Origin of the sequence: Halomonas hibernica (assembly GCF_013183775.1) — a bacterium.
Lineage (GTDB): Bacteria > Pseudomonadota > Gammaproteobacteria > Pseudomonadales > Halomonadaceae > Vreelandella > Vreelandella citrativorans.
Map to the genome: position 1 here is coordinate 724,599 of NZ_VIFN01000001.1, position 13,930 is coordinate 738,528.

At 50.8% G+C, this 13,930-nt stretch carries 13 protein-coding genes; 5 read left to right on the plus strand and 8 right to left on the minus strand.

From position 1 onward, the window contains the following. Positions 1-307: 307 nt before the first annotated feature. Positions 308-490 (plus strand): hypothetical protein, encoded by a 183-nt coding sequence (locus FKN99_RS03370; protein WP_172116564.1) that lies wholly within the window; start codon positions 308-310, stop codon positions 488-490. 64 nt (positions 491-554) lie between these two features. On the opposite strand, the gene FKN99_RS03375 is transcribed toward FKN99_RS03370, so the two are convergent. The 4 genes from FKN99_RS03375 to ppnN form a co-directional block, all read right to left on the minus strand. Further along, on the minus strand, positions 555-758 hold the full coding sequence (locus FKN99_RS03375; RefSeq protein WP_172116565.1) for a hypothetical protein: 204 nt from the start codon (positions 756-758) through the stop codon (positions 555-557). Positions 759-955: 197 nt separating this feature from the next. After that, the gene (locus FKN99_RS03380; RefSeq protein WP_172116566.1) at positions 956-1,156 is read right to left on the minus strand and encodes a hypothetical protein; all 201 of its coding nucleotides are present in this window, start codon (positions 1,154-1,156) and stop codon (positions 956-958) included. A gap of 116 nt (positions 1,157-1,272) precedes the next feature. Next, entirely contained in the window at positions 1,273-2,004 is a 732-nt protein-coding gene (locus FKN99_RS03385; protein WP_172116568.1) for a sulfite exporter TauE/SafE family protein, read from the minus strand. Between the two features lie 87 nt (positions 2,005-2,091). Further along, positions 2,092-3,474 (minus strand): nucleotide 5'-monophosphate nucleosidase PpnN, encoded by a 1,383-nt coding sequence (ppnN, locus tag FKN99_RS03390; RefSeq protein WP_216657936.1) that lies wholly within the window; start codon positions 3,472-3,474, stop codon positions 2,092-2,094. A 148-nt stretch (positions 3,475-3,622) separates the two neighbouring features. Between ppnN and FKN99_RS03395 the strand changes: the two genes are divergently transcribed. Further along, the gene (locus tag FKN99_RS03395) at positions 3,623-4,525 is read left to right on the plus strand and encodes a LysR family transcriptional regulator (RefSeq protein ID WP_172116569.1); all 903 of its coding nucleotides are present in this window, start codon (positions 3,623-3,625) and stop codon (positions 4,523-4,525) included. A 59-nt stretch (positions 4,526-4,584) separates the two neighbouring features. Here the strand turns inward: FKN99_RS03395 and gcvP are convergent, their stop codons facing one another. Together gcvP and gcvH are read right to left on the minus strand one after the other, a co-directional pair. Next, positions 4,585-7,479: an aminomethyl-transferring glycine dehydrogenase gene (gene gcvP, locus FKN99_RS03400; protein WP_172116570.1), complete on the minus strand. Its 2,895-nt coding sequence runs from the start codon at positions 7,477-7,479 to the stop codon at positions 4,585-4,587. An 80-nt stretch (positions 7,480-7,559) separates the two neighbouring features. Further along, positions 7,560-7,949 carry a glycine cleavage system protein GcvH gene (gene gcvH / locus FKN99_RS03405; protein ID WP_172116571.1) on the minus strand — a complete coding sequence of 130 codons (390 nt, stop codon included), beginning with the start codon at positions 7,947-7,949 and terminating at the stop codon, positions 7,560-7,562. A gap of 432 nt (positions 7,950-8,381) precedes the next feature. On the opposite strand from gcvH, the gene FKN99_RS03410 reads away from it, so the two are divergent. After that, positions 8,382-9,803 (plus strand): alanine/glycine:cation symporter family protein, encoded by a 1,422-nt coding sequence (locus FKN99_RS03410; protein WP_172116573.1) that lies wholly within the window; start codon positions 8,382-8,384, stop codon positions 9,801-9,803. 83 nt (positions 9,804-9,886) lie between these two features. Continuing rightward, positions 9,887-10,999, plus strand: a complete 1,113-nt coding sequence (gene gcvT / locus FKN99_RS03415; RefSeq protein WP_172116575.1) for a glycine cleavage system aminomethyltransferase GcvT — start codon at positions 9,887-9,889, stop codon at positions 10,997-10,999. 88 nt (positions 11,000-11,087) lie between these two features. On the opposite strand, the gene FKN99_RS03420 is transcribed toward gcvT, so the two are convergent. Then, positions 11,088-11,897, minus strand: coding sequence for a LysM peptidoglycan-binding domain-containing protein (locus FKN99_RS03420; RefSeq protein ID WP_172116770.1), 810 nt, complete (start codon positions 11,895-11,897; stop codon positions 11,088-11,090). Between the two features lie 122 nt (positions 11,898-12,019). After that, entirely contained in the window at positions 12,020-12,901 is an 882-nt protein-coding gene (locus FKN99_RS03425; protein WP_172116577.1) for an acyltransferase, read from the minus strand. Between the two features lie 290 nt (positions 12,902-13,191). On the opposite strand from FKN99_RS03425, the gene FKN99_RS03430 reads away from it, so the two are divergent. Continuing rightward, positions 13,192-13,890, plus strand: coding sequence for a CoA transferase subunit A (locus FKN99_RS03430; RefSeq protein ID WP_087105500.1), 699 nt, complete (start codon positions 13,192-13,194; stop codon positions 13,888-13,890). Positions 13,891-13,930: the final 40 nt, after the last annotated feature.

The window sequence follows — 13,930 nt, forward strand, 5'->3', positions numbered from 1 at the left end:
ATATATATTAATTCTTAATGTTAGCTTAGCAAATGCTTTCGGCAAAACCGATTGTTTTCCATCTTAGGAAAATTGCTTGCCACAATAGCGCGTTATCTGTGGTTCGCTAAAGATTTTGTCTATCAAGGACGCATTAGAACGAAAAAAGAAGTAAATGTGAGAAGGCTGCACAGGTTGGTGACACGAACATGTCACTTTTCCTACCAAGAGATTTTTGCCAAGGAAAGAGCGGGGCTTGCTAGTTACTCAACTGCACACTCTTGGCATCAGCACACTGCTGAGTGTTATCCATTTCAAGGAGCGCCGTATGGACCGTATTTTTGCGTGGGATGACCATCATAGTCGAGTGGTTTACCGAATACCCGGCTGTACTCATAAGGATGGACGTGAGGATAGCGATTTGTCGCCGGTATGGTTGCCTGCAAAGGAGTCTGAGCTGCCGGAAAATGTGCGTCTTGAAGATCTTCGAAGGGTATCGGTGGAAGAATAAGTGAAAAAAGCCAGAAAGGGCACTGGAGAGCTTAATAATATGCCCTGCCAGTGCCACTCCAGTATTACGGTGTTAATATGTCAATGACTTTAACTTCATAATTGTCATCATGAATGGCGACTACCTTGATAAGAACGTCTCTCGACACCTGTTTATATTCATCACGTTTATCAATTAGGCCAAAATGCTCTCGCTCCTCGCCGACAGTTAATGCGTCATTAAAATCCGTTTTTGGCAACATCAGTATATCGTCAATCATTATGGACATGGTATTTCTCCATCAGCCGTCGTTATTTTATGCTACTTTTTAGGACTCCGTTAGAACGTTTTAGTTTGCTTGTGATCACACAATGGCTGCGTTAAAGGTGGCTTTAATGTTTGTTAATTTAGCTATAGAAAAGCCGCCGACAAATGGCGTGAGCGGCTTTTAGGGAAAGCCTAGTAAACGAGCAGGTAATGAGCAGGTTACTCGCCAGCCTCATGATCGGCCAAGGCTGCCGCGACAGCTTCTTCCCATTGGCCTTCCGTTATTCCCCAGTGCTTCATTTCAGCCGAATCAGCCTTACCTTCGGCTGCTGCACGGAGCTTTTCAGCTGAGCTACTTTCAAAGCAGTGTTTTGCAAAGGCTTTTGTCTTTCCGTCGTGTAGTTGACTAATCATCTGCATGGCTAGCTCCTTTCCTTGGTCAATATCGGCCTTGATAAAGGTAAGACAGACTAGAGTGTAGATTGTTTCTTGTTTTTTGCTTTAGGATCTTAATCTTAGGGCATCAAGTTAGGGCATCAAGCTTGGAGTAGCGCATCAATAATAATTTTAATGGCGATACCCGTAAGCAGCAGCATGATTAAATTATCAAACCAACGATGTGGCATTCGATTCCCCAGGTAGGCGCCCAGCGGCATGGCCGTCAAAATGATGCCTAGCGCAATGACGCTATAAAGCGAACGCTGCATTGTCAGTATGTCAGCCTTCAAGAGCGCGGGAATTTGCACGCAGGTAAGCGCCACAAAAAAGACGGAAATTGAGCCAATAAACACAGGCCTTTCCAGCTTCATCGCATTCAAAAATGTAATTGAAGCGGGAGCGGACATGCCCGCAGCGCCTTGCAATATACCGCCCAGTAAGCCAACCGGGATGACGATTCGTGAAGCCAGTGCGTAGGAAAGTACCAAGCGCCGTCTTGTTAGTTTGATGATTAGATACAAGACAATCGCGCCCGCAACGCCTAACGAAAGCAGCTTTGGCGAGAGAACCACTAACCCCCAGGTGCCCAGAATAATACCTAGCGCACCCGCTATCGAAAAAGCAGCCAGAAACCGGATGGGCAGTAGGTGGCGCCGGTATTGCCACACCTGAAGCAGGTTGCTAAGTAGGTTGGGAACAACCAGTACGGCAATCGCGAGCTTAACGTCATAAAGCATGGTAAATACCGGCACAACTAACACCGGCACACCCGAACCAATAGCACCTTTAATAATGCCAGCAGCTAACAGCGTCAGTAGGGCGATGAGCAAGGTTCTCTTCCGGGGACAAGTGAAGCAGCCGATTTCTCGGCTGCAGATATTGGCAATTGTGCTGCAAATAGCGCCTTGGAGCCGCGGTTATTTTAAAACATAACACGGCGTGTAGGGCTGGCCATCAAGTTTCATGCGCCCTTGGGCAACAAATGAGGTCAGTAACTCGTCCAGGTGCTGCATCAGGGCAGGTTCTGCGGTTAGCACAAAGGGACCGTGGGCTTTAATGGCTTTAATGCCTTGTTCCTTGACATTTCCAGCCACAATTCCAGAAAAGGCACGACGAAGATTGGCGGCAAGTTCATGCTTGGGCTGCTGGCGATGCAGAGCGAGTTCACGCATGGCTTCGTGGGTAGGTTCGAAGGTCGCTTGAAAATCTCGTGCAATGGTGAGGCGCCAGTTATAGTAAAAGGCATCCTGCTGATTGCGCCGGAACTCTTTAATGGTATCAATCCCGGTACGCATCTTACGGGCGACCGCCACCGGGTCACCGGTAATGATAGTGTAGTAGCGACGAATTTCTTCACCCAGGGTATAGACCAGAAATTCGTCTATTTTTTGGAAATACGCGGCCGAGTCCGCAGGCCCTGTGAAAATGAGGGGGAAGGGCGTTTCACTGTTATTTGGATGTAGCAGTATGCCGAGTAGATACAAAATCTCTTCAGCCGTACCGACCCCGCCAGGGAAGACGATAATGCCATGGCCTAGACGTACAAACGCTTCCAAACGCTTTTCAATGTCAGGCATGACGACGAGTTCATTAACAATGGGATTGGGGGCTTCTGCAGCAATAATGCCTGGCTCGGAAATCCCCAGGTAACGGCTATCCTGACGCCGCTGTTTGGCATGAGCAACATTTGCGCCTTTCATCGGTCCTTTCATGGCGCCAGGCCCACAGCCGGTACAAATGTCTAAATCACGCAGCCCAAGATGGTAGCCAACATCTTTTGAGTACTCGTACTCATCACGTGAAATGGAGTGTCCGCCCCAGCAAACTACCAGGCTTGGGTCACGCCCAGGTTTTAATGTGCCGGCTTTACGCAAAATATGAAAAACGGCGTTGGTGGTTCCTTCCGCTGTATTAAGGTCAAAGCGGTTGTGGTTCTGAATCTCGTTATATACGTAAACAATATCGCGAATAATGGAGGAGAGGTGCTCACGAATGCCGCGTATCATCTGGCCATCGACAAAGGCTTCTGCGGGCGCATTGGTTAGCTTTAAGCGAATTCCTCTATCCTGTTGTAACACCTCAATATCAAAATCTTTATACGCTTCAAGAATAGCCACACTGTCATCGGTGGGCCTTCCGCAATTCAAGACAGCCAGTGCACAGCGGCGCAGTAAATCATGTAAGCCGTTTTGTGAGGTGCTTTGTAGCCGATTAACCTCGTGCTGTGAAAGCACTTCAAGGCTTCCTTCGGGAGAGATAATGCTAGAGATAGTGGCACGAGGCTGGATAATTGATGTCATTAGTGCGTCGATTCCTGGTCATTTTTTTAACTCATTGCATACTAGCACGCTAAAGCGGTGGGTACAGCGCAACCAGTGACAAGCCCAACTGTGCTACTCTATGCGCAAAATACGCGCACACGGTGGCTATAGAAAATGGCGTTTTATTATGTTTAATGCCCAGTATTTTCGGACATTTATTACGTTAGTTGAGACCGGTAGTTTTACACGTACGGCACATCGCCTGGAGATGACCCAGCCCGGGGTTAGTCAGCATGTACGTAAATTGGAAAACTACCTTGATAAAACGCTAATTGAGCGTAAAGGGCGAATTTTTACCTTAACGGAATCGGGTCGCCGTGCTTACGATTACGCGTTAAAACTCTTTGCTGAGCATGAACAATTTCGTCATGGCTTGGATGATGACTCCCTGGACAGTGGTGAGTGCCGTATTGCGTCGCCTGGAAGTGTTGGCCTCATGCTGTATCCGTTTATGTTAGGTCAGCAGCAAATGCATCCTAATTTAACCGTTAATTATAGCTTTGCGTTTAACCATGAGATTGTGAATGACTTGCTGGAAGGGCGCTACGATATAGGTATCGTGACGGACGCGCTCAACCATCCTGACCTTACCTGCACGCTATGGCATAAAGAGCCGCTGTGCCTAGTGGTGCCCGCTGATTTTGCCGGGAGTACGCTGTCTGATTTAATGGGTATCGGCTTTCTTAACTACTACGATGGCATTAACCACGCGTATTCACTGTTGAGAGCGAATTATCCAGGTGAGTTTCGCTCAATGACACATTTTCGCTACCAGGGGTTTACCAACGAAGTCGGTATGGTGCTGGATGCGGTTGCTCGCGGGCTTGGGTTTACAGTGGTTTCTTTATTGGTATTGGAAACGTCACCGTGGCAACGTCAGGTGAAAGCGTTAACCTTACCCATTGCGGTGAATGAAGAGCTCTATCTGCTACGTCGGCGTGACTCCGTACTTCCTAAACGCTATGAAAAACTGTTGGATGGTTTTTGTAAGCAACGCATCCAGGAAAGAACGCCTCTGGTACCCGAATAAGGGCTCAAAGGCGTTCACTTGCTGAAGCGTTGGCTTACGTATTAGGCGTCTAGCGTGTTTTACTTCCGGTATTCATCAATGCCCGGGCAAGAACAAATAAGCTGACGATCCCCAAACACATTATCCACCCGATTAACGGTTGGCCAGTATTTGGCTGCAGTGACCGCCTCAGTGGGAAAAGCGCCCAGTTGGCGGTCATAAGGCCGCTCCCATTGGCTGTCCATAATGTCGGCCTGCGTGTGGGGGGCGTTAACCAACGGGTTGTTATCCAGCGCCCACTCGCCACTTTCAACACGCTTGATCTCTTCGCGGATGGCAATCATGGCATCGCAGAATCGGTCAATTTCATAGAGCGACTCGGACTCGGTCGGCTCTATCATCAGTGTGCCTGGCACCGGAAATGACATGGTGGGCGCATGGAAGCCATAGTCCATCAACCGCTTGGCAATATCTTCCTCGCTGATACCTGACGCTGCCTTTAATGGGCGAATATCAATAATGCATTCGTGGGCAACCATGCCGTTAGTTCCCCGATAGAGAATGGAGTAGGACTCCTCCAGGCGCTTGGCGGTGTAGTTAGCGTTCAAAATGGCTAACTGTGTTGCCTCGCGAAGCCCCCGGGCGCCCATCATTTTAATATAGGCCCACGAGATAGGCAGGATGGATGCGCTGCCAAACGCTGCCGCTGAGACGGCACCGCTCTCTGGGTTAACGCCATTGATAGGTGTCACCACGTGGTTGGAGACATAAGGCGCCAGGTGAGCTTTTACGCCTATAGGCCCCATACCCGGGCCGCCGCCGCCGTGGGGAATGCAGAAGGTCTTATGTAGGTTAAGGTGCGATACGTCGCCCCCGAAGTCTCCAGGGCGCGTGAGCCCCACTTGAGCATTCATATTGGCGCCATCGACATACACCTGGGCACCGTGCTGATGCACCACGTCACAGACCTTGCGCACATGAGATTCGAAAACACCATGGGTCGACGGGTAAGTAATCATGATCGCCGAGAGCTTGTCGCTATGCTGGGCGGCTTTGTCCATTAGGTCATTTATATCGATATTGCCGTTCTGATCACACTCTACAACGACCACCTCCATGCCCACCATGGCCGCTGTTGCCGGGTTGGTACCATGGGCAGAGCTTGGGATCAGGCACACATTACGGTGTGCTTCGCCTTGCGCAGCCTGGTAACGGCGAATGGCCAGCAGGCCCGCGTACTCACCCTGCGCGCCCGAGTTAGGTTGCATGGAAATATGATCGTAACCGGTGATTTCTACCAGAAACGCGGCCAGTTCATCAATCATCTGATGATAGCCAGCGACTTGGTCGCGCGGCGCAAACGGGTGCAAGTCTGCAAACGCAGGCCAGGAAATAGGGATCATTTCGCTGGTAGCGTTAAGTTTCATGGTGCAAGAGCCTAAAGGGATCATCGCATGGGCAAGCGACAAGTCCTTATTCTCCAAGCGTTTTAGATAACGCAGCATTTCTGTTTCGCTGCAGTATCGGTTAAAGGTGGGGTGGCTCAGAAAACCACTTTCCCGCTGGCAGGCGGCGGGGATGCCCGTGGTGGCGCTGGCAATTACCTGCTCATCCAGCGCTGCGACAGAAAGCCCGTGTTCATTACCCAGCAGCACATCAAATAGGGTGGCAACATCGTGTGCGGTGGTTGTTTCATCCAGGCTGATGCCTACATCGCCATTGGCGAAGTAGTGGAGATTGACATCGTGCGTCATGGCGCGGCCATGAATTTTACCTGCATCTACCTGGGTTAAGCGCAGCGTATCAAACCAGCTGTTATGCACCAGCGAAACGCCAGATTGCTGCAAGCCTTGCGCAAGTAATGTGGTGAGCCGATGGACACGCCCAGCAATTTTACGCAGCCCTTCAGCACCGTGGTAGGTCGCGTAGAACCCTGCGATATTGGCTAAAAGAGCCTGCGCCGTGCAGATGTTGGAGGTGGCCTTTTCGCGACGGATATGCTGCTCGCGCGTCTGCATGGCCATCCGCAGGGCGGTGTTGCCTCGGCTATCTTTGGATACGCCAATAATACGCCCGGGAATAGAGCGCTTAAGCTTATCTGAGGTGGCAAAGAACGCCGCATGTGGGCCACCAAAGCCCATCGGCACCCCAAAACGCTGCGAATTGCCAATCACGATATCCGCACCTAACGCGCCGGGTTCCTTGAGAAGCACCAGACTCAGCAAGTCAGAGGCTACACAGGTCATGATATTATGGGCAGTGGCCGCCTTTAACAGAGGTGCCAAGTCACGTACTTCGCCGCTGGCGGAAGGGTACTGAAGCAACGCGCCAAACACATCATGGTCGGCAAGCGTATCGGCAGGCCCTGTAATGATTTCAAAACCAAAAAAATCAGCGCGGTTTTTTACGACATCAAGGGTTTGCGGAAAAATATCGTCGGCAATAAAGAAAGCGTTGGATTTGCTCTTTTTATTACTCCGCTTACATAGCGCCATGGCTTCTGCGGCTGCCGTGGCCTCATCCAGTAATGAAGCATTGGCAAGCTCCATTCCGGTCAGGTCCATAATAACCTGCTGAAAGTTTAATAATCCTTCCAACCGGCCTTGAGAAATTTCTGGCTGATAGGGCGTATAAGCGGTGTACCAACCCGGGTTTTCGAGCACATTACGTTGAATAACCGCTGGCATATGCGTGCCGTAATAGCCCTGGCCAATATAGCTTTTAGCAACACGGTTCTGGCGAGCCAGCTGGCCTAAGTACTCAAGCGCTTCAGACTCACTGCGTGGATCATCCAGGTTCAGTTCGCGGCCAAGGCGAATATCGCTGGGTATGGTTTGCTCAATCAGATCTTCCATGCGCTTGATATTGAGCACGTTTAACATGGTATCTACGTCGTCGGCATTCGGGCCGTTATGACGTTTGATAAAAGCATCGTGGTCGGCCAGTTCGGACAAGCGGCGTGTTTCAAATGACATGAGAAGATTCCGAGCGAGAAAGAGGAGCGTGGTAGAGGCATAAAATACAAAGCCTGCCGTAAAGGGCAGGCTTTGCGGTATTAATCGTCAGTGCTTAATGTGGCCTGATAAGCATCTGCATCCAGTAAACCGTCCAGATTCTGGTCGGTCAGGCGTACCTTCATCAGCCAGCCGCCTTCATAGGGTGCGTCGTTCACCGTTTCGGGTGAGTCTTCAAGCGCGTCATTAATTTCGATAACTTCCCCGCTTACCGGGGCGTAAAGATCGGAAGCCGCCTTTACCGATTCAATAACGCCGAACTCTTTGCCCTGGGTAAGCGTTTGACCTACTTCGGGTAGTTCAACAAATACCACATCGCCAAGCGCTTCTTGGGCGTGGTCACTAATCCCTACGCTGACGGTGCCGTCTTGATGATCAAGTACCCATTCATGGCTTTTCGCGTAACGCAGATTTGAAGGAAGGTTGCTCATGATGATTCCCTTTATGAAACAATTGACTGGACAGGCTAATACTAGCGCTTGTCGGAAGTCTTGGCGACTACCAGCGTGCCAGCCAATAAACGAATTTTTAAGCATGTTAACGTGTTTCTGATCGGAAACAAGTTTCCTGTGAGCTAAAAAATGCTCAGCAAGGGAGATTTTATGACCCAGCGTGCCTATCCGGCGGGGAGGTACGAAGGCATTTACTATTTAGAAGGGCCTAAGCATAGAAGCGAACAGGGATAATGGTGTAAAACATACAGGTGGTTCACCTGAGCATGTTAATAATTGCCTCTATCATGCTATCAAAGATGGGGCGTGCCCATGACATCGCTATATTAGCTAAACAAAACAATCGTGAATGCCCGTTTTCTGACGGCCAAACATCTATAAAAATTGAACGAATAGGGTAAGGAGAAGCGTGTGGAAACGTTAAATAGCCTTTTTGGGGCGATCAATGGCGTCGTGTGGGGGCCATTGATGTTGATTTTGCTACTGGGTGTGGGGGTCTACCTACAAATTGGTTTAAAATTAATGCCCATCAGAAAGTTGGGCATGGGGTTCAAGCTACTTTGGCAGGGGCGTGAGCCTAAACCTGCCCACAAGGACGCCGTCGCTAAGGCTGGCGTCGACAAGTCCGATGAAGACGGCGAAATTTCTCCCTTTAATGCCCTGATGACGGCGCTTTCAGCCACCATCGGTACCGGCAATATTGCCGGTGTGGCCACCGCAATTGCATTAGGTGGCCCAGGTGCTGTGTTTTGGATGTGGATTACAGCGCTGGTGGGAATGGCAACAAAATTTGCCGAAGCGGTATTGGCTGTACGCTATCGTGAAACAGATAATACCGGCCACCACGTAGGTGGCCCCATGTTTTATATTAAAAACGGGCTGGGTAAAAAGTGGCTTTGGCTTGGCGGTCTGTTCTCGTTTTTTGGTGCTGTCGCAGCCTTTGGTATTGGTAATACGGTGCAGTCAAACTCGGTCGCAGATGCGATGGACGTCACCTTTGGCGTACCGCATTGGCTTACCGGTGTCATCATCATGGTATTGGCCGGCGCGGTCATTCTAGGTGGCATCAAGCGGATTGCGAAAGTCGCTGGGAAGCTCGTACCGATCATGGGGATAGCCTATGTGATTGCCGGTGTGCTGGTGCTGATTGTTAACGCAGGGCAAATCGGCGAGGCCTTTAGTCTGATCTTCTACTACGCCTTTAACCCCATGGCGGCGGCAGGTGGTTTTGCGGGTGCCGCTGTGATGGCCGCTATTCGCTTCGGTGTGGCGCGGGGTATTTTCTCCAATGAGGCAGGTTTAGGTAGTGCGCCTATTGCTCATGCCGCGGCCAGAACTAAAAACCCGGTTCGCCAAGGGCTTATTGCCATGCTGGGCACCTTCATTGATACCATTATCGTTTGTACTATTACGGCACTGGTGATCCTGACCTCTACGGTATGGCAAACGGGTGAAGAAGGCGCATCGCTTACCGCGCTCTCCTTTGATCAGGCACTGCCTGGATTCGGTAACCCCATTGTGGCTATCGCGCTGGCTATCTTTGCCTTCACGACTATTCTAGGCTGGTCGTTTTATGGCGAAAAATGTTTCCAGTTCCTGTTTGGAACGCGCTCCATCATGCTCTATCGCGTTCTGTTCGTATTAGCCATTCCACTGGGCGCTATTGCGCAACTCGGCTTTATCTGGCTCATGGCGGACACCTTTAATGCCATGATGGCCATTCCTAACCTGATTGCGCTGGCGCTGCTTTCCCCGGTGGTTTTCAAGCTGACCAAAGACTACTTTGCGGGCAAGGAAGTGTTAGCCGGTGAAGAACTCGACCATGACAAGTAAGCGATATTGGCCGCTTAAGCAGTAATCGCATCGGGGAGCTATGACAATAGCTCCCCGTTGTTCGTTTTTACCAAGGAACTATCATGACCGATCTAAAGCATACGCCACTTCATGCACTGCACCTTGAACTCGGGGCAAAAATGGTGCCCTTTGCTGGATATGATATGCCGGTGCAGTATCCACTGGGGGTAAAAAAAGAGCATGAGCATACCCGGCAGCAGTGTGGCCTCTTTGATGTTTCTCACATGGGGCAGATTCTTGTATCGGGGGAAGATACCGCCAAGGCGCTGGAAACACTGATTCCAGCGGATTTAGTGGGGCTCCCAAAAGGTGAGCAGCGCTATGGCCTGTTTACCAATACTGAAGGTGGAATTATTGATGACTTAATGGTCGTTAATGGTGGTGACCACTTCTATCTGGTGGTTAATGCTGCTTGTAAAGACCAGGATTTGGCGCATTTGCGGGAAAATTTGGGCGCCACCCACAAAATTGAGTTGTTAGACCGCGGCTTGCTTGCCCTGCAAGGCCCCCAGGCACATGCAGTTATGCAGCGCCTTTGCCCAGCGGCATGTGAACTGGTGTTCATGCAGCATCAACGTTTTACCATTGATGGGCATGAGGTATGGGTGAGCCGCAGTGGCTATACCGGCGAAGATGGGTTTGAAATTTCTGTGGCAGCCGATGCCTGTGAAGCGTTTGCCAAGCGCCTGTTGGCGGAGCCGGAAGTTGAGGCGATTGGGCTAGGCGCTCGCGATTCGCTGCGCCTGGAGGTCGGGCTATGCCTTTATGGGCATGATATGGATGCCACTACAACGCCAGTGGAAGCCGGATTGATTTGGGCGATTGGTAAGCCTCGTCGTCATGGGGGGGAGCGTTCGGCAGGTTTTCCTGGGGCGGATGTTATTCTTCATCAAATCGATGCCAGGGATCATTTACGCAAGCGTGTAGGGTTGCTGGCAGAAGGTAGGGCACCTATTCGAGAAGGTGCTGTGTTGCGGGATGCGGCAGGTAACGAAGTTGGAGTCGTAACATCAGGCACGTTTGGGCCAAGCGTTGGGCATCCTGTCGCTATAGGGTATGTCAGCCGCGATTGGGAAGCGCCAGCAAGCAACGTGTTTGCGGATGTGCGCGGCAAACAACTACCGATGACTGTCACGCCTATGCCCTTTGTTAAGCCCCGCTATTATCGCGGTTAAGCCAACCGTAAGCAGTCGTTATAGAAAACAAAGCCCCTTTTGATAAGGGGCTTTGCTCGTTTAGCAAGCGTATTAACGAAGCACTGTGTTAACGCAGTACCTTGCCGGGATCAATCGGCTTGCCGCCCTGGCGTAAATCAAACAGCAGATCGTAACGTTGAGTGGTATTACTTTGACCTACTTCACACAGTTCATCACCTGCTTTGACTTGCTGTCCGACCGAGACCAGCGTGCGTTCACACAGTGCATACACGGTTTGCAGATTATTAGCGTGGTGCACAATCACGACTTCACCTAGCTGGCGCATACCGTTTGCAAAGCGTACCTCGCCGGGGGCTACGGCCTGAGCACGCGCACCGGCTTGGGTCGCAAGTAGCATGGGTTGCAATGCTCCTCGGCTGTCTGCACCAAAACGTCTAACAATGCGGTAGTCTTCCAGTGGCCAAGGCCAGCGGCGCGCGGATGCGGGTAATGAAGTAGGAGCGGTAGGCGCCGCAGCCGGGGTGTTGCTAGAGGTGCTGCTAGAGGGCGCCGGACGATTACTGGGCGAGGCGTTGCTGGTAGGCGCTGGGCTACGCGTACCGCCGCTACTTAAAGGAACGCTGATGATTTGGCCTATCCTTAGCGCGGTGGGCGAAGCGCCGGGGTTGGCGCTCTGAATACGTCCACTGGTCGTGCCAAAGTGTCGTGCTATGTTGGAGTACGTATCGCCAGGCCGGATTTGATAACGGTAAGGGCCGCCGGAGGGTGCACGCTCTTGTTGAGTAGGTATCATCAAGCGCTGGCCAACCGCAAGACGGCGCGCGTTGACGCCTGGATTAAAACGCTCCAGTCGCTCAAGAGGTACGTTAGCCCGGTTAGCCAGTTTTCCTAGCGTATCTCCACGCTGAACGGCCACCCAGTTGCCACTGATTTGGCTCGCACTATGGGTGGGTACGGCATCGCGTTGGGAGGAAGAGGGCGATGAACCTGCACAGCCTGTTAATACGCTAATTAGCAAGCAGGCACCAAGCCAGACAGTTAGGCGTGATCGGATTGGCTGTCCAACAAGGCATCTTTTTCCTGCCAGAGTGAATTGGTCCATGCGTGGAAGCGTTCCTTATGCTGCTTTTCTTCGTGGTAGTCGGATTCGTGCATCCACTGGGGAATGGGTAATGTTCGTGCCTGTAGTGTAATAGGCGCTTCCTGACCGCATAAAAACCCCCAAAACGTTGGCGACGGGTTAGCGTAACTGATCGTTACATCAAGAATACCATCCAATTGATCGCCAAGCAGGCTAAGTACCTGCGAAATTCCCCCTGCTTTTGGCCTTAACAAATGCTGATATGGGCTTTTCTGTGCGTCGCGCTTCGCTATGGTAAACCGTGTGCCTTCGATGAAATTAAATATGGCGATGGGCGCGCTCCGCGCCCGGTGGCACATGGACGCTGTGGATTGGCGGTCTATAGTGGCAAGAGCGGGGTTCTTGGCGATCTGTTCACGGCTAAAGCGGCGCATAAACGGAAATTCAAGTGCCCAAAAGGCAAGACCTACAATCGGGATCCAGATCAATTGTCGTTTTAGAAAAAAACGCGGCATAGGGATACGGCGGTGCAAGGCCATGAAAAGAATAAAAATATCGGTCCAGCTACGGTGATTGGATATGACCAGCCACCATTGGTGTGGGCTCAACGATTCAGGAATCGAAAAAGTGACATCTGGCCTCAGCCAGCGCTTCATCCACCAAAGATTAGCGCCGATCCAGTTAAGGGCCACGGCGCATAAGCCGTCAAGTATCCATTTTCTAAAGCGTTTCACTGGGATAACGACTTTTAGAAAAGTGAGCGCAATAAGGGGAATGCCCCAAAAAAGCGTGGTGAGCGTGAACAGCGCAATGCTGACTAAGCCCTTGAAAATAGCCATATCCGTCCTTCAATGAAACGTATAACGATGCGATTAATGCTAATGGATCAATGCCATACTGCCCAGCACAATGGTAAAAAAGCACTTATTTTATTGTCGTTACCTTTGCGCGCTTCAAAAAGTAATTTTCTATCCAGCGACACTTCCGGCTCTTTAATGGCTAAGCTTAAGGCAGCCTGTGATAGGCATCACTTTTTGGGCTTGGGTAACCAGGTATAGTAATAGAGACAACACTGACAGTACCGATAAGCGCATTTTACGCACCACCGACAACGAGGCGAGGCATAATAATGGCAGGATTTGATAAACGTGTTGCTTCCTATGCCGAAGCGATGGAAGGTATCGAAGACGGAATGACCGTACTGGCTGGCGGCTTTGGCCTATGCGGAATACCAGAAAACCTGATAGCAGAAATAAAGCGTCGAGGTGTTAAGAACCTGACGATTGCTTCTAATAATTGCGGCGTTGATGGTTTTGGTTTGGGCGTTTTGCTTGAAGATCGTCAAATCCGCAAAATATTTGCCTCTTATGTCGGCGAAAACGCGCTCTTTGAGCAGCAGATGCTCAACGATGACATTGAGGTTGTGCTTACCCCTCAAGGCACGCTGGCTGAAAAAATGCGGGCGGGTGGCGCAGGTATTCCAGCGTTCTATACCGCGACAGGCTACGGTACTCCCATTGGTGAAGGTAAGGAGGTGCGCGAATTTAACGGCCGCCACTACATCATGGAAGAAGCCATCGTCGGTGACTTCGCAATAGTAAAAGGCTGGAAAGCGGATCGTTATGGCAATGTCGTGTACCGCCATACAGCGCAAAACTTTAATCCCTTGGTGGCGACCGCTGGAAAAATCACAGTGGTGGAAGTTGAAGAAATTGTAGAGCCTGGTGAGCTTGAGCCCAGCCAGATCCATACCCCGGGTATTTATGTGGATCGGATTATTCAGGGTTCGTTTGAGAAACGCATCGAGAAACGCACGGTGCATGGCTAAATCGTTGACCGTTAACGGCTAAACAACTTTTTTTAATCGC